The organism is Gilliamella sp. Gris3-2 (assembly GCF_001690345.1).
GTDB lineage: Bacteria > Pseudomonadota > Gammaproteobacteria > Enterobacterales > Orbaceae > Gilliamella > Gilliamella bombi.
Genome location: NZ_LZHB01000040.1, coordinates 1 through 18,428, shown reverse-complemented (window position 1 = coordinate 18,428; position 18,428 = coordinate 1). Strand labels below are relative to the sequence as shown.

Sequence of the window (18,428 nt, the reverse complement as noted above, 5' to 3'; positions counted from 1 at the left end):
TTTAATGAAAAAATTATTATTAATTAGTTTTTTATCGGCATCAACGATAGCTTGTGCAAAAAAAGAATCAGCACAAAACAACGTTAACATGGCTAATCCTGCATCAGTTTATTGCGAAAGTCTTGGCGGTAAATCTGAAATAGTAAAGGACAGCAAAGGTTGGTATGGATTATGCCACCTACCCGACGGAACTACTGTCGATGAATGGAAATTATACAGAGATAAACATTAATAACCGCTTCGGCGGTTAAATAAAAAAAGATCATAAAGATACTGACTATTTCTTGAAGTTTCTAGTTTCATAATAATTGAAGGTAGTATATCATACCTAATAGATTCAGTTAATTTGATAATTCATTTAAAATAACACACTGTTTATTTTTACTACATGATACAACAACTATTACTTAAGAGAACTAAGCTCATATGAAGTTTAATGTTAACATAGAAAACTTTGGTAAAATTCAAAACGCAAATATAACATTAAGTAATTTTACTGTGATAGCAGGCAGGAATGGTTGCGGAAAAAGTTTTGTAACTAGGGCTTTTTATAGCTTCTTTAATACAATAAATAAAGATCATTTAACAAAAAATTTGCTAAATGATATTGGAGTAACTGACTTTTTTTTAAATAAAATATTATCAACAAGTAAACTCAATACAAAAGAAACTACATCACTCTTATTAATGAAACAAGCGATTGATGACTGCGTTAATTTCATACAACATAATGTTGATGCTCATTATTTATCAGAGCAATTTTTGTTGACAAAACAATTAAATGAAAAATTAAAAAACATAATAAATAATTTCAAAGACTTTAAAAACGAGCTTGGAAGTAAACAAAAAATACAATCTTTCGTTGAAGAATTAATAGGATTAGATGATATCATTCACAATTTAGATCTTTTAGCTAAAGACCCTATTAATAATATAGCAAAATCAATTGAACAAGATCTTAGATCTGAATTACAAGAAAATTTTCAAATTGCTAAATTATCTCAATTAATTAATTATAATAACAATAAAAAATTTTCTTTTAACTTTGAAAAATTAGGCACAATAAGTTTGCAATATAATGAAAGAGAAAAGCAAGACAGCATTGCATTTGAACTTAATTCAGCTAGTATAGATCAGTTTCAACAGCTCAATAATATTGTGTATATAGAATCCCCTATATTTTGGAAAATACGACCTGCTTTAAATTTAATCAAAAGAAATCAATTTCTTAATAGATCTCTTCGTTCTAAATTTTTTCAAAAAGAATTGTTGGGTATCCCAAAATATTTTTTTGATTTATCGAACTTATTGGAGGTTAATTATACATTATCACCAATAGTTACTAAATTTGAGGAAATATCTTCCACCCTAAAAGATGCAATTGGCGGAAAATTTGATATTTCTGACAGTGGGGACATTCTTTTCAAAGAAAAGAATTGCGAAAACAGTTCTTTTTCACTTTATTTAACTTCTACAGGAACAACAAACCTAGGAATGCTATCTTTATTATTAGATAAAGGAATTATTTCTGATGGTAGCTATTTATTTATTGACGAACCAGAAATTAATCTACACCCGAATTGGCAAAGAATGATGGTTGAGTGTTTATTAGAGTTATCAAAATTAAACGTTCATGTTGTAATCGCTACTCATAGTATTGATATGATTAAATGTATCGAATTGTTAATTAATAAAAATGAAGATTTAGTAAGTAATGATCACTTTGCAATTAATCAGCTATCATCAGAAGGTATCTCAATCAACAATGAAGAAAATATATTCAACAAAATTAAAGCGATTAAAGATGATTTGGGTGAATCTTTTTTACAGATGTTTTTAGAAGAAAATGGCTAAAATTGAATTAAATAAATTTTTTAAAAAAATAGATCCAGAATTTAGAGATATAACAAAGGAATTGCTAGAACGATTACCTAATGGTTATTTGCTTGATAATGATGATGGGTTAAAAAAACATTGTAATTGTGATAATTTAAAATCTGTTGATTTTCTATTAGAAAAAGATGGAAATCTATATTTTACCGAATTCAGTGATTTAAATGCTGAAGATGGAAATATTAGAAAGAAAATAACACAACAGATTAATTGTTGTGAACAGGCAAAATCTTGTCCAGTTAAAGGACACTATCCCAAGCTACTTCAGAATATTAAAGTAAATGATTTTGCTTTAAAATACAAAGATACTTTATTATTATTACTCTCAATTAAAAACGATCTGGAACCTAAAACCATATTTCATGAAAATACAGATAAATGGCATTTTTTAATAGTTTATAATAAAAAAACTAATCTTGATCTTGCAAGATATTTAGATTTATTAAAATCGACTATAACATCTTCATTACCTAAAAGATTATTGAATGAAGATAACTTTAAAATTCAAAATTTAAATGACTTCATCAATAATTTTTAGTCCGTCGTGTATTTACTCTAGTTAAAGCTGCTTAGTTCATTCGAGATAAAATAAAGCCCCTTCTGGGGCTTTTTTTACACCTAAAACCCCCTACAGCTTTAAAACAATTCGTTGATTAAAAAATAAGCAAACAAATAACAATCAATCACACAAAAACAACAACTTAACAACTTAATTAAAAATAATAACAACTTTAGGTGTTGATATTAATAACAACTTATGTTGTAATAATCACATCAAAACAAATCAACTTACCAAAGTTGAAGCTCTTTAAAAACTCGGAAAGTCGGAACAACTTATAAAGTGTTATTCAAGTAGATAGTGTGAAAGCGAAGCTCATCTTAGAACGAAATGCCTAGCTCCCTCTAAGCTGATGAACGAATAACGCAGAGTAAGGGAGCGCAGAAACTCGTGACCATCGAGATAATTTGGTTAACAAATGGGAGGAAACAAGAATTGCGAAATTAAAGCGGATTGAACCGCGCCTAGGTGAAAAGTATAGCGTTATTATTACGCTCCCGAGTTTGCATGACAAAGCTGGAAATGACATAGAGTCATACACGCAGCCAGTTAGGGTTAATGTTGAAAAAGAGCGTGCGGGTAAGACGAGATAATGAGCCAATTATCACCCGTGATTACTCATTACGATGAGACTCTTTGGCAAGAGCGCGGCTACTGCGAGAGTGTAGCATTCAAATCAAAGCGCATTTAAACAAGTGGGCTTGAGTTTGAGATTGATAAGAATAATAGAGGTGAGTTATGCAATTACATAGAGCTGTAGAGAACGGTTACGAAAGAGCATATTGCAAAATGATAAGCGATGTCGAAATGCAAGACGCTAAAGATGATTGGATTGAAGCTAGAGCCGAAGAATTGCTTAAAAATTTCGGTAACGACAACGATTGGCAAATAGTAGAGCTTTTAAAAATAAAGCTAGAAAGTAAAAACATTGATGCTGATATTTACAATCAGTTTATAACTGATATGTGTTACTCACAAGCTAAAGCTGAGTATAACAAAAGATTTTGACAACTCGGAAAGACGAGCACATGCAAATCCTTTGCCCTCTTTTGAGGGCTTTTTTGAGGGATTCATTAAATGAATAAAAAAATCAAAGAAGCTAGCGATTTAACTAACAAATTAATCTCTGATGCTGTTAAAAATCTTCAATCAAATAATGACGATTACATTATAGATTATTTTGCTGAGTTGATTTTATCTGTCAAAGCTGAGCTTGGTATAGCTACATATACAAACGCAAAGAGCGCAATAAAAAATGAAATAAAAATTAGCCCAAGTTTTATGACATCGCTAGATAGCGCTATAGTTTTTGCAAGAAGAATCATCTATTTTAATTTAGTTTTGAGACCCGAAACGGCTTGGCGCTTGCCGTAAAAGCGCTATTATTCCTTTCATCCTTTGCCCGTGAATTGAGTAACGGGCTTTTTTACAGAATTAGCGGCTAGAATTCATGAGGATTAAACAATGACAAGTAAAAAGATTATTGAGCAATTGCAACAGCTAGATTGGTATGTTGAATGTAAAACTGAGCATGAATTAGCGTTAGTGTTAAATGCTTGTTTAGATGCGGATGTTGGTTGGTCAAACAGAGTAAACGCAATAAGTCTTAAATGTAGCATTCCTGCCCCAACATTAATTGGACGCTCATCTCGTCGTTGGAGTGACGGTTTGTGGTTTTCCAACACTTTAGCTGATGAAGATTTAAAGCACTATAGTGACATAACAGATTGGTTTTTCGAAGAATTGAGGGAATAGCATGAACACAATCCCAATTGATTACGTCGGCTGTAATGTTTATCAAACAGACCGATTTAATATTAATTACAAACTAAACAAGGGCGAGCAAGTATACGCCCTTTTTTGTGTCTTAATTGTGACATTCGGCGGATTGTTTATGTGGTTTAGCTGGATGTTAGAAGTGGCAACTAATTAAAGGAAATATAAAAATGGCAGAATCGTTTGAAAAGAAAATTTGGGAAACTCTATCGCAGGTTAATGTTAACGACAAAGTAGAAAAAAAGAACGGATTAACATATCTGTCTTGGGCGTGGGCATGGGGTGTTTTAATGGAGTATTATCCTCAATCATCATACATAATTAACCCGCCAACAATTGAACTGGATGGCTCTATGATGGTTAGCGTAACACTAACAATAAAAGAGGATATCAACGAAGCAACTCGATTTATGTGGCTACCAGTTATGGACTTTAAAAACCACGCTATTAAGTCGCCAAATTCAGTAGATATCAACAAAGCGACAATGCGATGTTTAACCAAGGCTATATCAATGTTTGGATTGGGTTTTTATATTTACGCTGGTGAGGATTTGCCAGAAGAAGAAAAACAGGCGCAAAAAATTAATGAAGATGCGTTAAACAAAAAACGCGAATCATTAATCAAAGCAGTTGAACAATCTGCACAAAAAGGCATTGATGCAATGGGTGAGTTTTGGAAATCATTATCAATTGAAGACCAAAAACTTATCGGGTCCAGTGAAAAACGTCGTATCTATGATATGGCAAAAGAGGCTGATAATGGAACAGCGAACGGATGAATGGTTTAACGCACGACTAGGTAAAGTTACAGCTAGCCGAATTAGTGATGTGATGGCTAAAACAAAAAGCGGTTATTCAACTAGCCGCCAAAATTACATGGCTCAGCTAATTTGCGAACGTCTAACAGAAAAACCAACCGAATCATACTCTAACGCCGCTATGCAACGCGGCACAGAGTTAGAGCCAACAGCAAGAGAAATGTACATGCTAAACCAATTTGACGTAACCGTTAAAGAAGTTGGCTTTATTCCCCACCCTACAATCGAAAACGCTGGCGCTAGCCCCGATGGACTAGTAAATGATGATGGATTAATTGAAATCAAATGCCCAAACACGTGGACGCACTTAGAATTTATGCAATCACTAAAGCCAAAGCGTGAGTACATCTTACAAATGCAATGGCAAATGATGTGCACGGGTCGAAAATGGTGCGATTTTGTCAGTTATGACGATAGGTTACCAGATAATTTGAGCTTTAGGTGCATACGAATTCATTACGACGAAGCATTAGCTCAAGAGATAGAAGCAGAAGTTATCAAATTCCTGCAAGAACTAGATGAGAAAATCAAACAAATAGAAGCCGCATAACCGTCCTAGTGACGGTTTTTTATTAAAAGGAAAGAATCATGACAAGATTAACTAAATCTATCAAAGAACAAATTTGTAAAAATGCAATTGAGCAATCACTAGCAAATAAAGAGCTGAAAACAGCAAATGAAAATTTATCTAAATTAGCTCTTGATGTTTATAACGATAACGTAACCGCTGAGCTTCTCAAAGAAGCGGATGAAATAAGAGCCCGAGTAAAAGAGTTGCCATTTGATTATTATTCTGTTTTTCGAATTTGTGAAGGTGTGAGATGTAATTTTAATGGGTTAAGTGCATATCTAACATTACCTTCTGAGCGTATTTTTTATGGATTAGACGAAAATCCAACATACACCGCCGATCATGAGTTTTCAAAACGGTTTTTATCATTACAGAATCAGTTCAAATATCTAGAAAAACAAAAAAATGATTTAGAGCATGAAATTATGGCTATTTTAAATAGTTGTGCAACTCTCAAAAAATTACAAGAAATATGGCCAGAATCAATCAACTTTTTAGACGGTATACAAGTGGATATCACAAAAACCAATTTACCTGCCGTTGTCGTTGAAAACTTAAATAAAAAACTAGGTATAACAACAAGCTAAAAATAACGTCTGGTATATGCGTTGATGATTAGTGTTAGCAGAGACACTGTCCGCAATTGCAGTTAGCCCGCTAATTTGAAATATACAAGCCATATTGTTTGACATGACGGTAGTCACGCCGTTGGCGACAGAGTGGCAATTACTTAATACAACAAGGAGTAATTATGTCAGAAAAAATAACGTTTGTTGTGTATGCACGGATTGGACCGTCAAGAAATGAAGAAAAAATCGAAATTGATAAAGCTGAATATGAAGCTCTGGAAAATAAGGATGTGTACCTGCAAGAGTTAATTAATTCTTATCTTCCCGATCTTGTAGACAGCGGAATATATATTGAGGATTAGATTATGAAATATTTTACTTATGACTATCACGACGATGGTTTTGAATATCACAACACTGAAGAAGAAGCGAAAAATTACGCTCAGCAATGTTTGGATTATTACATACAAAACGATAATCATGATTTCGTTGATATTTGTTGGGGTGAGATAAAAGAGTCTGTGCATTCAAATGATGCAGTGCTTGAGTTAAAAGAGGTTAAATAATATGCAATGGATAGACAACAATTTAATAGATGATAAAAACAAATATTTAGTCGGTTTTGAACGTGGTGGTGACTGCTGTGACTGGGCTGATATCACTGTTTATGATAATGACGGAAATGATATAACAGAAGATGATCTAACAGATTGGGAGTTTTGCGAATTTCCAGATTTAAGCAATATAGACGGTGAAGATAGGATCGCTATTGTTAATAAAAAACTTGGCGTTACAGGTTATGTGCATTGTGAAAGCTCGAATAATGGCTATTATTCAGCATGTTATTGGGCTGAAAAAACGGAGTAAATTATGATTACAGATGAAGAGTGGAAAAAGCTAAAGTCGGGGGATGTTATTTGGTATGCAGATCAACATGCATTAAAACCACAAAATCTCATAATTGTAAAAATAACCAAAAATAGTGTTTATTGTGACAAGAAAAAAATTGATAAGGAGAGTTATTTATTGCATTCAAGTTTAAACGACGCAACACAAGCTGTAAATTTTAGATTAAAAGCACACATTGAAAAAATACAGCATCAAATTGACGAAAATTTAAAACAACTGGAGCAAGAAAATGGCAATTAACACAATGAAGTAGAAATAGAAGTTGATAAAGCTGAATATGAAGCTGCGGAAGATAAAAATGCTTACGAACAAGAGTTAGTTGATTCTTATCTTCAAGAACTTGTAGCGATTGGGATCGGTATTAAGGAGTAAATTATGATTAAAGATAAAAACCCATTAACACGAACTGAACTATTAAAAGAGGCTATTGCTTGCGTTAAAGAAATTGAAAAAATGCAAAAACAAATTGATAAACGATTGGAGCAAGAAAATGGCAAATAATTTAAATCAGTGTTTATTCACTGGCAGAATTGGGAAAATTGAAGAGCGTTACACTTCTGATAATAAGTTAATCGTTAATTTCAGCATGGCAATTGGTAGCTACAAGAAGAATGGTGATAGCTATGAAGATGTCACAGACTGGGCTAATTTACGAGCGTTCGGTAAGATTGCGGAAAAAGTGCGAGATAAAGGCAAAGGCGCTTTTATTCGTGTTACAGCTCGCTATAAAACAGATAAATGGCAGGATCAATACGGCAACAACAAAACAGCTATTTATTTTATAGTTGATGATTTTGAGGCGTTAACGTTCGATAAAAGCAGTAATCAGCCAGAACAACAACCTAAACCGCAAGCAACTACTCAGGCTCAGCAAGATACATTTGATGATGATATTCCCTTTTAAATCAATTATTTAAATAAACCGCTCATGTAGCGGTTTTTTATTGTGAGTTATATTATGAAACATCTACCGAACAATGATAATCAGTTTTACCCTACGCCGTCTCGGCTAAAATCATTAATGTTTAGCAAAATCGACACATATAAAACACGTCGAATTCTCGACCCGTCAGCAGGCAAAGGCGACTTGCTGAAACTGTTTAGCTCAAACCAATTTGAACTGTACGCTATTGAAATTGATACTAATTTACAAAAAATACTAAAACAAGACGGGTTTAGAATAGTAGATAGTGATTTTTTAACGTACAACGGTATTGATAAATATGATTTAATCATAATGAACCCGCCGTTTAAAAATGGCGAAAAACATCTGCTCCACGCATTAAATTTTGTTGTCGATGGTCAAATAGTTTGCATACTAAATGCCGAAACAATTAAAAATCCGTATTCAAATACTAGAAAAGATTTGATTCAACGATTGAATGATTTAAACGCAGAAATTGAATATTATCAGGATATGTTTATTGATGCTGAACGCTCAACATGCGTTGAAATAGCGTTAATTAACATAAAAATTCAAAATACCGTTGAACAGCTATTCAATCCAAAAAAATTCGAAATGGATGACAATAATATTATTTTAGAAGATAGAAATGATGTTAAAAAGCACGGAACAATCAATATTCACGAACTGATTAATGATTATAATCGTGAAAAAGAACAGGGAATTAAAGCTATCTCTAATTTTTTTAGAGATAGCTACGGATTACGCTCAGAATTACAGTTATCAGTCCGCGGGGAATCATCTCACTACAATGACGGTCGATATTCTGCAACTGAATATAAGCAAGCTATTCAGCAATATAGTAGAAATCTAAAAAAACACTACTGGGAAACGCTCATCAAATTACCAAAATTTGAAGAAAAATTAACAGTAGAAACAAAGGAAAAATTCTTTAAATTAATCAATGACTATCGAGATATGGAATTCAACGAGAATAATATTAATATTCTGTATGAGCATCTCATTAGTCTTGGCACAGAATTGATCGAACAATGTATTGATAAACTATTTAATAAAATAACACGTCAACACGCATATTATTCTGAAAGTAAGAAAAATATCTATCTCTACAACGGCTGGAAAACAAATAACGGTTACAAAATTAATAAAAAATTTATATTACCAGTGCATAACCCTGGTGCGTTTGACGGCGGGTGGAGAGTGCAAGAAGAATTAAGTGATATAGAAAAAGTATTTTCTTTTTTTAACAACGGCAGAAAACCAGATGCATCTATCGCAGATATTTACAATAAATGGCGACATTCTCATACAGATAATCATATTGAAAATGATTTATTTAAAATATGTTTTTACAAAAAAGGAACTGCGCATTTTACAGTTAAAGATGACGCGTTATTGCGACGTTTTAATGTGTTTGTCGGCAAAAAAAGGCAATGGTTACCGCCCGATTATGCGATGAAAAATTATAATGATTGTAATAATGAGGAAAAACGTGTTATTGATGAGTTTGAGGGCAAAAAACAATACACATCTAGTCTAAACGATCCTTTGTTAACAAATTCAAATAAATCAATATTAATGCTTAACTCTATCTAATTTTTCACCCCGAAAAATCTGTTAATAACTCACTGAGCAACCACCCTATTCTATTAATTTTACAAATATCTGCGCTGATTATTTGGCGTAGATACTTTTTATGGGAATAATTATGCAAATTGATGAATCCGTATTTAACCACGGCAAAATCGAATTTCAACATATCGACTATGGTTATGTTTTCTTGTTTGATAACGAGCTTTATATGAAGATCGAATTAGACCCGATTATTCTGTCGTTTGTTTTCAAGTGCTCATCTAAAGGTGTACACGAAATAACTAACGGATGCGCAATCAATCTTATTAGCGGCCAAGGAGAAGTATTTGCTGATAACTGTATGGTCGAACCAGTAAAAGCTGTAATTAAAAGGAAACAACCATGACGACACACGAACTAAAAATTAAATCAGAGTATTTTATGGATGTTGTAAAAGACATAAAAAAAGCTGAAATACGCTACAACGACCGAAATTACAAGGTCGGAGATATTCTAGTTTTGCATGAAATTGATGGGCACGGTAATCGTACGGGCAATCAATGTACTGTTATTGTCTCTCATATTTTAGACGATACTGAGTATTTGCGCGAGGGTTATGTGATGTTGAGTATAGATAATTTGTTAACAAAAACTGGACTGTCAGCACACAAGAGTAATTCTGAGACGTCAGCACAACGAACGCTATCACGGCTTGGATATACAGATAATGGCGGAGAAGAATGGACACCTCCTCTTGGTAAACCTCCTAGATTTGATTTAATTGATGAGCTACGTAAAGAGATAGCAGAATTAAAATCACAAAAACACATCAACGAAATCAAAGCTCAAGGAATCGAGGAAGCCGTAAAAAATGCTGATAACCAAACGTACATCGGTGTTACTGGAGGTGAATTTTCACCACAAAAACAATACAGGGCTGAAATTCTGGTATTTGCTGATAATTTAAGAGGTAAAAATGACTAATAAATATTATATATACGTTAAATGCAAACGGTGCAAAGGAACAGGGAGAGTTACCGATCACATGATGGGAGTATGCGGATTTGGACTTGGATATCTAGCGCAAAAACTAGATAGCGGATTTAAAGCTGAGTACCCAGAATGTGATGGTTACGGCACAGTCAAAAAGAGGGTTTACAGTGAATAAATACAGCAAATTATGCAATCAAACAAGGATTATTCATGAAAAAACGTAGAGCGGTAACAATAAGCGTAACTCCAGATGAATATGATTCTATTTGCACTGCGTTCGGAGAGTATTTTAATAAATGCGAAGGCGCTGATGATGATGTTTTTGTTGAAGACGCTAATCTGGACGGAAATAATTTTAAAACGTTTCAAGCAAAATATAAAAAAGCATGTCAAAGACAATTAGTAAGAGACACTATTAAAGGAGCACTGACTACGCAAAAAAGCAAAGAGCAATAATTGCTATTGCTGAGTGTTATTTGTTGATGAGAGATGAGAAAAGATTATAGGAGTAAATAATGGTAAATAATTTAACAATTGAAGACCCAAGATATAGCAAATCACAGGTTTGCGACTACATGGGCGGATTAGATCAAACCACGTTAGACAAATGGGTGGCGAAAGGAGAATTTCCAAGGCCCGATTTATATTTAGGTAGACATCCGCGTTGGAAGCTGTCTACCATCAACGCTTATCTTGCCCAAAAAGAACAAGAATATCAATCATGCGGTTAGGCTATCTATATAGTCCGCATACCATTGCATCATCTCACGACGCCCCTCCAAATATTGTGCGTGATTGTAAATACCACGCACATTCCCTTCTTCGTGATTTAATTGTTTTTCTATCCAGTCACGATTAAAACCATGCTCATTTAACACACTTGAAAACTGATGCCTAAAGCCGTGCCCAGTTGCACGGTTAGCAAATCCCAATCGTTTTATTAAACCTAAAATAGCGCCGTTAGACATGTGTTTTGAACTGCTATTTCTACCAAAAAAAACATATTCTCCCCGCCCTGTAATTGGTTGTAAAAATTTCAGAATATTAATAGCTTGATTAGATAGCGGTACCACGTGAACCCTTGATTTTTTCATTGATTCTTTTGGTAGAATTATGTATCGTTTATCCAGATCTACATATTCCCATTTACAGCTCAATAATTCCATGGTCCTGACAGCAGTCAATATTAATAATTCTGTAGCATAACGAACTAAAATATTACCCGAATACGATTGTAACGCTTTCATAAATTCACGCATATCATCCTCCATTAAAAAGGCGTAATTTTCTGGCGTATGCGTGACCATGGCTTTAGCTAATTCACGTGCCGGATTGTTTTCTGCTCTTTCGGTAATAATTGCATATTGAAAAACCTCAGTACATCGTTGACGCATCTTTTTTGCAATTTCCAATGCGCCTCTATTTTCTATTTGTTTTAAACAGTTTAGCATTTCTAGAGGCTTGATTTGCGCAATATCCATATCGCCAACGAACGGGAATATATCTTTTTCAAAATACCGAATAATCATTTCTCTGGTATTGATAGACCAATTCCGTTTTTTTGTATCAAACCATTCAAGGGTTATTTTTTTAAAAGTATTTCCTTGCGCGATATTAGCAAGTAAAGTTTTTCTTTTTCGCTCAACAGCAGGATCTTTGCCGTAAGCAAGCATCTGCCGAGCTAATTCTTTTTCGTTGCGTGCATCAGATAAACTAATATACGGATACTTACCGATCGTTAGCGTTTTTCTTTTGCCGTTGAACTGATAATCATAGCGCCAAGATTTAGTTCCTGTAGGTGTGATGTATAGATATAGGCTTTCAAAGTCTGGCAACTTGTACGGTTTTTCTTTTGGTTTTGCTGATTCAATGGCTTTTACAGTTAGCATAATTACGGTATTTTTGGTCACGGTATTAAAATATACCGTAAATATACCGTTTAAATGTTTGCGTTGTCAATCGTTTAGAATCGTGTTTAGTCGTGTCGAAACGCCTTAAAACACTGTTAAAATAAGGCTTAAATCGTAGAATATCGTTTTTAATCTTGTTTGCGATCTCGACCTCAGCAGGAATCGAACCTGCAACTAGCCCTTAGGAGGGGCTTGTTATATCCATTTAACTATGAGGTCATAGGGTTGTACATTTTAATAAATTTTATTAGATAATGCCATTTAAATAACGAAAAATTTTCTATTTTAAGTAATCATGATACAATCGCATCATAATTAACCTCATTACTTTTAATCGAAGATACTATGAAAAAACGAATTGTTGGTATGATGTTTTCTGTAATGGCACTCACAAGTTGTGCTACTTATCAAGCCGAAACTAATTCCTATAGTGATCCGTTATCAGGTTTTAACAAAACCATGTTTGATGTTAACTACTATGCGCTTGATCCCTATGTTTTGCGTCCTGCCGCAGTAGCTTGGAAAGATTATGTTCCGTCTCCTGTTCGTACAGGTGTAGTTAACTTTTCATCTAACCTTTCTGAACCAGCTTCAATGGTGAACAACTTATTACAAGGTGACGTTCATAAAGCTGGAACACATTTAGCACGATTCTTTTTAAATACCGTTTTCGGTTTTGCTGGTTTGATGGATGTTGCTAGCATGTCTGATCCACAATTACAAAAAGGCGGCAAACGAACTTTTGGTGATGTTCTTGGTCATTACGATGTACCTTATGGTCCTTATGTTGTACTGCCATTTTATGGTTCAGCAACATTGAGAGAAGAAGGTGGTGGTATTGTTGACACCCTTTATCCTCCACTTGTTTGGATAGATTGGCAATGGATGTTGGCACGTGGTGTAATTGATGGCGTTGAAGCACGTGCAATGGCAATCGAGTATGAAGATCTGATTAAAAATAGCGATGATCCTTATAACTTTATGCGTAATGCTTACTTCCAGCGTAATGACTTTATCGCATCGGGTGGTAAAGTAGATGAAAATAAACAAAAACAACGTGAAGAATCGATTAATGATGTTATTAATGATATCGATTCGCAATAACTTTTGTTAAATTATGTACTTTTATTAAATCATGTTAAAAACCGCCGTTATTTGGCGGTTTTTTATGTTCTTTTATTTATGATGATACTAATTTAGTCATTTTTTATTTACATATTTATTTTGATATTGATATTGATTTCATTTCTGGTAAATATTGCCAAAATCGGCTTGGCATTTGCTGGCGTTGTAATTTAGGATTGATTCGTTCTTTTATAGTTAATGCATTACAATAGCGTAACCACATATTCTGAAATAGTACTTCGTCCTTAGATAGATAATTTTGATTCACCTGACTATTAATAATCAGATCATCTTTATCAACGAGCGAGATCGGTTCAATACTGTGTAAATTATAGATATAACCGTATTCGCGCTTTTCATCATATATAGCCCACTTTTGATCGGCAAAACGATCTTTAAAAAATTTAAGAACCAAAGGCAATACGTTATAAATAGGAGCAATATTCGAAAAATAGATCTTATCTTCCCTTTCATTAGGCACCGTCGTATCTTTAATAGGATTGTCAATTGCACTAAAACGTACAAATTGCATTATACGATGTCGCTCCCGACTAACTTTTTTGGCAATATCATGTACAAATAACACATCTTTATCGGCAAAATCCGTTTCGATTGATTTAGATGATTTAAATACCTTGCAAATATAACGAAAAACAATTAAATCACTTTCAGGCAATTCTGATAACCAAACATACATTAAATGACGAAGCGCCGCTTTACTAATCTTATTAATTAACGCCAAACGTACACGCTCATATTTAAGATCACAAAATTCAACATTATGCCTATTAGACACTAATAGCGGTTCAACCTGCCCAATAGCCAACAGGCATTCGGGCATCTTTTTGAGTTTAAAAGCATCAAATACCGCACATAGCAATCCTTCAAAGCTTTTATCATAATAAAACGCCAACATGTCTACCACTCCATGACTAATTGCTGTGAAATATTATCTTGTTTATCTTCTAACAAAGGCGGATCTTGTAACGATAGTCGGATATATTCGGCCGAAGAATCAAGCAATTTAAATTTTCTCATTTCATGACAAACAACAAAAAATTTTGCTCGCTTTAAAACAACACCAATACGTTTAAGCGCATCAAAAGTAAGCTTACGATGACGTCTTGCCATCACAATTAACTTGGCCGATTTAACACCAATGCCTGGTACTCGCAAAATTTTTTGATAGCTATCACGGTTAACATCAACGGGAAAAAAATGCGGATTACGGATAGCCCAAGCCAGTTTAGGATCAACGCTTAAATCAAGATCAGGATATTGATCGTTAACAATTTCATCAACATTAAAATCATAAAAACGCAATAACCAATCGGCTTGATATAAACGATTTTCTCGTACTCTTGGTACGTCTTGTACAACAGGCAACCGCTTGTCGTAACCATTAACAGGAATAAATCCCGAGTAATAAACTCGTTTCATACTTGGGCGTTTGTAAAGCTTAGCGGTTAATTGCAAAATCTGTTTATCTGATTCATCGGTTGCGCCAATAATAACTTGAGTACTTTGCCCAGCAGGTACAAATTTGGGTGTAGTGCGAAATTTTTTGCGATCTTCGATATTTTCTAACACATTTTGATGTATTTGACGCATAGGCTGATAGATACTTTGATGATCTTTATCAGGCGCTAATAATTTAAGATTTTCTTCAGTTGGAATTTCTAAATTAACACTCATTCTATCAACCAATAAACCTGCTTGATTAATTAACTCATTACTAGCACCAGGAATCGCTTTCATATGAATATAGCCATTAAAACCATATTCATTTCGCAAAATCTTTACCACTTTAATCATTCTTTCCATGGTATGATCTGGACTTCTTACAATGCCTGAACTAATAAATAAACCTTCAATATAATTACGGCGATAAAATTCAATGGTCACATCAGCCAACTCACGTGGTGTAAAACCTGCTCTTGGAATATCATTACTTTGACGATTAATACAATAAGCACAATCAAACATACAATAATTAGTGAGCATAATTTTAAGTAACGAAACGCATCGCCCATCGGCAGTAAATGTATGACAAATACCAGACTTATGTGCACTACCAATGCCTTTACCTTTATTACCTCTTGAAGTGCCACTTGATGAGCAAGAAATATCATACTTTGCCGATTCAGCTAATATCTCAAGTTTAGTTATCATTTTTTCGTTCATATTGTGCCATTAAAATAACTGTTTATTTATACAGTGTACAGTAATTATATTAAGCTTAGCAAGTAAATATTGTCGACAAAATCACTGTTACCTACGCTACTTAGGCAATTCTATTGATTTGATTACTTTTATATAAATAATTAAGACAATATCAAAAGATATAAATAAAAACATGGCAAGGTATTGTTCAGCTTACAACTGTACGCTATAATCAACAAACTTTTTTATATGAAGCCAGATAACTTAGGAGCTAAATAGTAAATGAAACGAGTTGTAATTACAGGGTTAGGAATTCTTTCAAGTATTGGGAATAATACTAAAGAAGTCTTAGAATCACTAAAAGTAGGTCGTAGTGGTATTACCTTTTCTCAAGAAATGAAAGATAGCGGGATGCGTAGCCATGTATGCGGAAATGTAAAACTTGACACTACTGGGCTCATTGATCGCAAAGTTGTTCGTTTTATGAATGATGCTTCTATTTACGGTTATCTTGCTTTACAACAGGCTATTGAAGACGCAAAATTAACCCCTGAACAAGTCTCTAACCCTCGTACTGGCTTAATTGCTGGTTATGGTGGCTCAACTAAAACACAATACAATGTAGTAGCTGGAATGAAAGAAAAGGGATTACGAGGTGTAGGTCCTTATGCTGTAACCAAATCAATGTCATCGGCGATTTCGGCTTGCTTAGCAACTCCATTTAAAATTAAAGGAATTAGCTACTCAATGACATCTGCTTGTGCGACATCAGTTCACTGTATTGGTCATGCTGCTGAACTTATTCAACTTGGCAAACAAGACATCGTCTTTGCGGGTGGTGGTGAAGAACTTTGCTGGGAAATGTCTTGCGAATTTGATGCCATGGGCGCTTTATCAACCAAATATAACGACAACCCAGAAAAAGCATCACGTGCTTATGATAAAAACCGTGATGGTTTTGTTATTGCTGGCGGTGCAGGTATGGTTGTAGTTGAAGAATTAGAACATGCGCTTGCTCGTGGTGCTCATATTTATGGCGAACTGGTTGGATATGGCGCAACGTCGGACGGTCATGACATGGTTGCCCCATCAGGTGAAGGCGCAATGCGCTGTATGCAACTTGCCATTCAAGATTTAGATGTACCAGTTGATTACATCAACACCCACGGCACATCAACCCCAGTTGGTGATGTCAAAGAATTATGGGCAATCAAACAAGTATTTGGCGATAACATCCCTGCTATTTCATCAACCAAATCAATGACTGGTCATTCATTAAGTGCAACAGGTGCGCAAGAGCTTATCTATTCATTATTAATGTTAGAACATGGCTTTATTACACCAAGTATCAATATTGATGAACTTGATGAAGCAGCAATCGGCATGAACATTATTACTGAACCAACCGAGCGTGAACTAACAACAGTCATGTCAAATAGCTTTGGTTTTGGTGGTACTAATGCCTCAATTGTAATGAAAAAATATAAAGCCTAATAAGTAAATTTAATTAATATCAACCAATAAAAAACCGTTCTAGATTGAACGGTTTTTTTGTAGGATTAATAATGAAAATTAAATATTTATAAAACGTTACTTAAAAATAGCCGTGTTTGTTCAGCAGCAATCTTAATCAACAAAGGCAATAGCAATAAGCAAAGCTTCGGCTTTAGCAATAGCATCGATTTTAGTCATCTTTTTGACATCCATATAATTATCTGCATTCGGCTTTGATGCCATGATGAGGCAAACTTATCAAAATTATGGTGCTATAAACGTCTTTCTTACTTTAAAACTGTTCAGGTAGACTATTTATTTTATTGAATTTTTTATCTTTAAATAAAATCATATACTTATAGGCTAGTTGTTTATTACGTTGAATTTGGCTTTTTAAGAAAGGCGCTTTTGTTATTTGATAATAGCTATTTATAACAGACTGTTAATCAGAACTAATTAATAACAAAAGCGCAAGCTTTCTGCGTCGGGGACGGTGGCGGCGCAATTGTGGCTTTGCCACAACTGCGCAACTCTAAGGGATGCCCCCACACTTACGCAGGGGCTTTATTCTTTTTTATATTGTCCTATCAAGCGCCATAACCACCTTCCGCGCTCTAAGGATTAAGAACTAAGAACTAAAAGTTAAGGTGTGACACAAAAGCCCAGAAATTTGCTGTTCGAGTCGTCATAGGTGTAGGTGTAGTAGCCGTTGCGCGCGCTTATAACGACGTAATGGTAATATCCGATGGAGCAAGTGCCCTTCGACGACCACCGCTCGCAGTCACCTGACCAGTAGTACCGCATGTAGGTGCCTCCATCACTGAAACCCGCATCAGCGTACTTCGCCAGATAGCCCCACTCCGAGAAAAATCCCCCACCTATTCGACGCTGGTAATTATGAGGCCATGGTGAGTAAGGTTTGGCGGCGTCAGGAGCCCCCCAGTTTAGTGCATTGCTTAAATCTCTTATCAGTGGCATTCGATGATAACCCAAACGATCACACCAATGCTCATGATTCGAACGTCTTTCCATTGCCCCCCCCCGATGGACAAACCACATCCTCAATTCAAATCCATATTTCACCATTACTCGCCCACTAGCATCCTTGCCTTCTAGTACGAAGGTATGAGGTAAATTTGGCTTGTGAATTT

Annotated in this window: 28 protein-coding genes and 1 tRNA gene; 24 read left to right on the top strand and 5 right to left on the bottom strand. The window is 34.5% G+C overall.

All coding sequences use genetic code 11. The features are described from left to right. Positions 1-4 precede the first annotated feature (4 nt). From A9G32_RS06125 to A9G32_RS06025, 22 genes are all read left to right on the top strand, one after another. Positions 5-232, top strand: a complete 228-nt coding sequence (locus A9G32_RS06125; RefSeq protein WP_065590039.1) for a putative hemolysin — start codon at positions 5-7, stop codon at positions 230-232. A 194-nt stretch (positions 233-426) separates the two neighbouring features. Further along, the gene (locus A9G32_RS06120; RefSeq protein WP_065590040.1) at positions 427-1,854 is read left to right on the top strand and encodes an AAA family ATPase; all 1,428 of its coding nucleotides are present in this window, start codon (positions 427-429) and stop codon (positions 1,852-1,854) included. Continuing rightward, positions 1,847-2,431: a hypothetical protein gene (locus tag A9G32_RS06115; protein WP_065590041.1), complete on the top strand. Its 585-nt coding sequence runs from the start codon at positions 1,847-1,849 to the stop codon at positions 2,429-2,431. The genes A9G32_RS06120 and A9G32_RS06115 overlap by 8 nt, the downstream gene beginning before the upstream one ends. Positions 2,432-3,190: 759 nt before the next feature. After that, a complete protein-coding gene (locus A9G32_RS06105; RefSeq protein ID WP_065590043.1) occupies positions 3,191-3,460 on the top strand; it encodes a hypothetical protein in 270 nt (89 codons plus the stop codon). 69 nt (positions 3,461-3,529) lie between these two features. Further along, the gene (locus A9G32_RS06100) at positions 3,530-3,826 is read left to right on the top strand and encodes a hypothetical protein (protein ID WP_065590044.1); all 297 of its coding nucleotides are present in this window, start codon (positions 3,530-3,532) and stop codon (positions 3,824-3,826) included. A 90-nt stretch (positions 3,827-3,916) separates the two neighbouring features. After that, a complete protein-coding gene (locus tag A9G32_RS06095; RefSeq protein ID WP_065590045.1) occupies positions 3,917-4,207 on the top strand; it encodes a hypothetical protein in 291 nt (96 codons plus the stop codon). Between the two features lies 1 nt (position 4,208). Further along, the gene (locus A9G32_RS12995) at positions 4,209-4,385 is read left to right on the top strand and encodes a hypothetical protein (protein ID WP_176701322.1); all 177 of its coding nucleotides are present in this window, start codon (positions 4,209-4,211) and stop codon (positions 4,383-4,385) included. A gap of 13 nt (positions 4,386-4,398) precedes the next feature. Further along, complete coding sequence (locus A9G32_RS06090) at positions 4,399-5,007, top strand: Sak single strand annealing protein (RefSeq protein WP_065589192.1); 609 nt, start codon at positions 4,399-4,401, stop codon at positions 5,005-5,007. Then, positions 4,988-5,596 carry a lambda exonuclease family protein gene (locus tag A9G32_RS06085; protein WP_065589193.1) on the top strand — a complete coding sequence of 203 codons (609 nt, stop codon included), beginning with the start codon at positions 4,988-4,990 and terminating at the stop codon, positions 5,594-5,596. The genes A9G32_RS06090 and A9G32_RS06085 overlap by 20 nt, the downstream gene beginning before the upstream one ends. 38 nt (positions 5,597-5,634) lie before the next feature. Continuing rightward, the gene (locus tag A9G32_RS12570) at positions 5,635-6,204 is read left to right on the top strand and encodes an Nmad5 family putative nucleotide modification protein (protein WP_081296774.1); all 570 of its coding nucleotides are present in this window, start codon (positions 5,635-5,637) and stop codon (positions 6,202-6,204) included. A 164-nt stretch (positions 6,205-6,368) separates the two neighbouring features. Then, positions 6,369-6,548 carry a hypothetical protein gene (locus A9G32_RS06075; protein WP_065589194.1) on the top strand — a complete coding sequence of 60 codons (180 nt, stop codon included), beginning with the start codon at positions 6,369-6,371 and terminating at the stop codon, positions 6,546-6,548. 3 nt (positions 6,549-6,551) lie between these two features. After that, on the top strand, positions 6,552-6,752 hold the full coding sequence (locus A9G32_RS06070) for a hypothetical protein (RefSeq protein WP_065589195.1): 201 nt from the start codon (positions 6,552-6,554) through the stop codon (positions 6,750-6,752). Position 6,753: 1 nt separating this feature from the next. Further along, positions 6,754-7,053, top strand: coding sequence for a hypothetical protein (locus A9G32_RS06065; protein ID WP_065589196.1), 300 nt, complete (start codon positions 6,754-6,756; stop codon positions 7,051-7,053). Between the two features lie 3 nt (positions 7,054-7,056). After that, a complete protein-coding gene (locus A9G32_RS06060; protein WP_065589197.1) occupies positions 7,057-7,335 on the top strand; it encodes a hypothetical protein in 279 nt (92 codons plus the stop codon). A gap of 135 nt (positions 7,336-7,470) precedes the next feature. Then, positions 7,471-7,596, top strand: a complete 126-nt coding sequence (locus tag A9G32_RS13360; RefSeq protein WP_255306778.1) for a hypothetical protein — start codon at positions 7,471-7,473, stop codon at positions 7,594-7,596. Continuing rightward, positions 7,586-7,999 carry a single-stranded DNA-binding protein gene (locus A9G32_RS06055; protein WP_065589198.1) on the top strand — a complete coding sequence of 138 codons (414 nt, stop codon included), beginning with the start codon at positions 7,586-7,588 and terminating at the stop codon, positions 7,997-7,999. The genes A9G32_RS13360 and A9G32_RS06055 overlap by 11 nt, the downstream gene beginning before the upstream one ends. Positions 8,000-8,053: 54 nt before the next feature. Next, the gene (locus A9G32_RS06050; RefSeq protein WP_081296773.1) at positions 8,054-9,616 is read left to right on the top strand and encodes a DUF4942 domain-containing protein; all 1,563 of its coding nucleotides are present in this window, start codon (positions 8,054-8,056) and stop codon (positions 9,614-9,616) included. Between the two features lie 100 nt (positions 9,617-9,716). Beyond that, positions 9,717-9,998: a hypothetical protein gene (locus A9G32_RS06045; protein ID WP_141672675.1), complete on the top strand. Its 282-nt coding sequence runs from the start codon at positions 9,717-9,719 to the stop codon at positions 9,996-9,998. Then, positions 9,995-10,576 carry a DUF3850 domain-containing protein gene (locus A9G32_RS06040; RefSeq protein WP_065589592.1) on the top strand — a complete coding sequence of 194 codons (582 nt, stop codon included), beginning with the start codon at positions 9,995-9,997 and terminating at the stop codon, positions 10,574-10,576. Before A9G32_RS06045 ends, A9G32_RS06040 begins: the two co-directional genes overlap by 4 nt. Before the next feature lie 61 nt (positions 10,577-10,637). Then, positions 10,638-10,760 (top strand): hypothetical protein, encoded by a 123-nt coding sequence (locus A9G32_RS13355; protein WP_255306794.1) that lies wholly within the window; start codon positions 10,638-10,640, stop codon positions 10,758-10,760. A 35-nt stretch (positions 10,761-10,795) separates the two neighbouring features. After that, positions 10,796-11,041, top strand: a complete 246-nt coding sequence (locus A9G32_RS06030; protein ID WP_065589590.1) for a hypothetical protein — start codon at positions 10,796-10,798, stop codon at positions 11,039-11,041. Positions 11,042-11,100: 59 nt separating this feature from the next. After that, positions 11,101-11,316, top strand: coding sequence for a helix-turn-helix transcriptional regulator (locus A9G32_RS06025; protein ID WP_065589589.1), 216 nt, complete (start codon positions 11,101-11,103; stop codon positions 11,314-11,316). On the opposite strand, the gene A9G32_RS06020 is transcribed toward A9G32_RS06025, so the two are convergent. Next, a complete protein-coding gene (locus A9G32_RS06020; RefSeq protein WP_218055858.1) occupies positions 11,305-12,495 on the bottom strand; it encodes a tyrosine-type recombinase/integrase in 1,191 nt (396 codons plus the stop codon). The two genes, A9G32_RS06025 and A9G32_RS06020, sit on opposite strands and share 12 nt — an antisense overlap. A gap of 147 nt (positions 12,496-12,642) precedes the next feature. Further along, positions 12,643-12,714 (bottom strand) — tRNA-Arg (locus A9G32_RS06015). A gap of 126 nt (positions 12,715-12,840) precedes the next feature. On the opposite strand from A9G32_RS06015, the gene A9G32_RS06010 reads away from it, so the two are divergent. Further along, positions 12,841-13,599, top strand: coding sequence for an MlaA family lipoprotein (locus A9G32_RS06010; protein WP_065589588.1), 759 nt, complete (start codon positions 12,841-12,843; stop codon positions 13,597-13,599). Positions 13,600-13,714: 115 nt separating this feature from the next. Here A9G32_RS06010 and A9G32_RS06005 read toward each other — a convergent pair whose 3' ends face one another. Continuing rightward, on the bottom strand, positions 13,715-14,536 hold the full coding sequence (locus A9G32_RS06005; RefSeq protein ID WP_065589587.1) for a TIGR03915 family putative DNA repair protein: 822 nt from the start codon (positions 14,534-14,536) through the stop codon (positions 13,715-13,717). 2 nt (positions 14,537-14,538) lie between these two features. Continuing rightward, on the bottom strand, positions 14,539-15,804 hold the full coding sequence (locus A9G32_RS06000; protein WP_065589586.1) for a putative DNA modification/repair radical SAM protein: 1,266 nt from the start codon (positions 15,802-15,804) through the stop codon (positions 14,539-14,541). A gap of 261 nt (positions 15,805-16,065) precedes the next feature. Between A9G32_RS06000 and fabB the strand changes: the two genes are divergently transcribed. Further along, complete coding sequence (gene fabB / locus A9G32_RS05995; protein WP_034910913.1) at positions 16,066-17,277, top strand: beta-ketoacyl-ACP synthase I; 1,212 nt, start codon at positions 16,066-16,068, stop codon at positions 17,275-17,277. Between the two features lie 642 nt (positions 17,278-17,919). Here fabB and A9G32_RS13220 read toward each other — a convergent pair. Then, positions 17,920-18,428: hypothetical protein (locus tag A9G32_RS13220; RefSeq protein ID WP_218055857.1), on the bottom strand; the 509-nt coding region annotated here is incomplete at its 5' end.

What these genes read in the sequence shown, in the direction of transcription:
- A9G32_RS06105 (WP_065590043.1), top strand. Translation starts at nt 3,191, where the DNA reads ATGCAATTACATAGAGCTGTAGAGAACGGTTACGAAAGAGCATATTGC.
- A9G32_RS06030 (WP_065589590.1), top strand. Translation starts at nt 10,796, where the DNA reads ATGAAAAAACGTAGAGCGGTAACAATAAGCGTAACTCCAGATGAATAT.
- A9G32_RS06125 (WP_065590039.1), top strand. Translation starts at nt 5, where the DNA reads ATGAAAAAATTATTATTAATTAGTTTTTTATCGGCATCAACGATAGCT.
- A9G32_RS06065 (WP_065589196.1), top strand. Translation starts at nt 6,754, where the DNA reads ATGCAATGGATAGACAACAATTTAATAGATGATAAAAACAAATATTTA.
- A9G32_RS06085 (WP_065589193.1), top strand. Translation starts at nt 4,988, where the DNA reads ATGGAACAGCGAACGGATGAATGGTTTAACGCACGACTAGGTAAAGTT.
- A9G32_RS06050 (WP_081296773.1), top strand. Translation starts at nt 8,054, where the DNA reads ATGAAACATCTACCGAACAATGATAATCAGTTTTACCCTACGCCGTCT.
- A9G32_RS06095 (WP_065590045.1), top strand. Translation starts at nt 3,917, where the DNA reads ATGACAAGTAAAAAGATTATTGAGCAATTGCAACAGCTAGATTGGTAT.
- A9G32_RS06070 (WP_065589195.1), top strand. Translation starts at nt 6,552, where the DNA reads ATGAAATATTTTACTTATGACTATCACGACGATGGTTTTGAATATCAC.
- A9G32_RS12570 (WP_081296774.1), top strand. Translation starts at nt 5,635, where the DNA reads ATGACAAGATTAACTAAATCTATCAAAGAACAAATTTGTAAAAATGCA.
- A9G32_RS13355 (WP_255306794.1), top strand. Translation starts at nt 10,638, where the DNA reads ATGATGGGAGTATGCGGATTTGGACTTGGATATCTAGCGCAAAAACTA.
- A9G32_RS06075 (WP_065589194.1), top strand. Translation starts at nt 6,369, where the DNA reads ATGTCAGAAAAAATAACGTTTGTTGTGTATGCACGGATTGGACCGTCA.
- A9G32_RS12995 (WP_176701322.1), top strand. Translation starts at nt 4,209, where the DNA reads ATGAACACAATCCCAATTGATTACGTCGGCTGTAATGTTTATCAAACA.
- A9G32_RS06010 (WP_065589588.1), top strand. Translation starts at nt 12,841, where the DNA reads ATGAAAAAACGAATTGTTGGTATGATGTTTTCTGTAATGGCACTCACA.
- fabB (WP_034910913.1), top strand. Translation starts at nt 16,066, where the DNA reads ATGAAACGAGTTGTAATTACAGGGTTAGGAATTCTTTCAAGTATTGGG.
- A9G32_RS06120 (WP_065590040.1), top strand. Translation starts at nt 427, where the DNA reads ATGAAGTTTAATGTTAACATAGAAAACTTTGGTAAAATTCAAAACGCA.
- A9G32_RS06090 (WP_065589192.1), top strand. Translation starts at nt 4,399, where the DNA reads ATGGCAGAATCGTTTGAAAAGAAAATTTGGGAAACTCTATCGCAGGTT.
- A9G32_RS06000 (WP_065589586.1), bottom strand. Translation starts at nt 15,804, where the DNA reads ATGAACGAAAAAATGATAACTAAACTTGAGATATTAGCTGAATCGGCA.
- A9G32_RS06115 (WP_065590041.1), top strand. Translation starts at nt 1,847, where the DNA reads ATGGCTAAAATTGAATTAAATAAATTTTTTAAAAAAATAGATCCAGAA.
- A9G32_RS06005 (WP_065589587.1), bottom strand. Translation starts at nt 14,536, where the DNA reads ATGTTGGCGTTTTATTATGATAAAAGCTTTGAAGGATTGCTATGTGCG.
- A9G32_RS06025 (WP_065589589.1), top strand. Translation starts at nt 11,101, where the DNA reads ATGGTAAATAATTTAACAATTGAAGACCCAAGATATAGCAAATCACAG.
- A9G32_RS06100 (WP_065590044.1), top strand. Translation starts at nt 3,530, where the DNA reads ATGAATAAAAAAATCAAAGAAGCTAGCGATTTAACTAACAAATTAATC.
- A9G32_RS06045 (WP_141672675.1), top strand. Translation starts at nt 9,717, where the DNA reads ATGGGAATAATTATGCAAATTGATGAATCCGTATTTAACCACGGCAAA.
- A9G32_RS13360 (WP_255306778.1), top strand. Translation starts at nt 7,471, where the DNA reads ATGATTAAAGATAAAAACCCATTAACACGAACTGAACTATTAAAAGAG.
- A9G32_RS06055 (WP_065589198.1), top strand. Translation starts at nt 7,586, where the DNA reads ATGGCAAATAATTTAAATCAGTGTTTATTCACTGGCAGAATTGGGAAA.
- A9G32_RS06060 (WP_065589197.1), top strand. Translation starts at nt 7,057, where the DNA reads ATGATTACAGATGAAGAGTGGAAAAAGCTAAAGTCGGGGGATGTTATT.
- A9G32_RS06040 (WP_065589592.1), top strand. Translation starts at nt 9,995, where the DNA reads ATGACGACACACGAACTAAAAATTAAATCAGAGTATTTTATGGATGTT.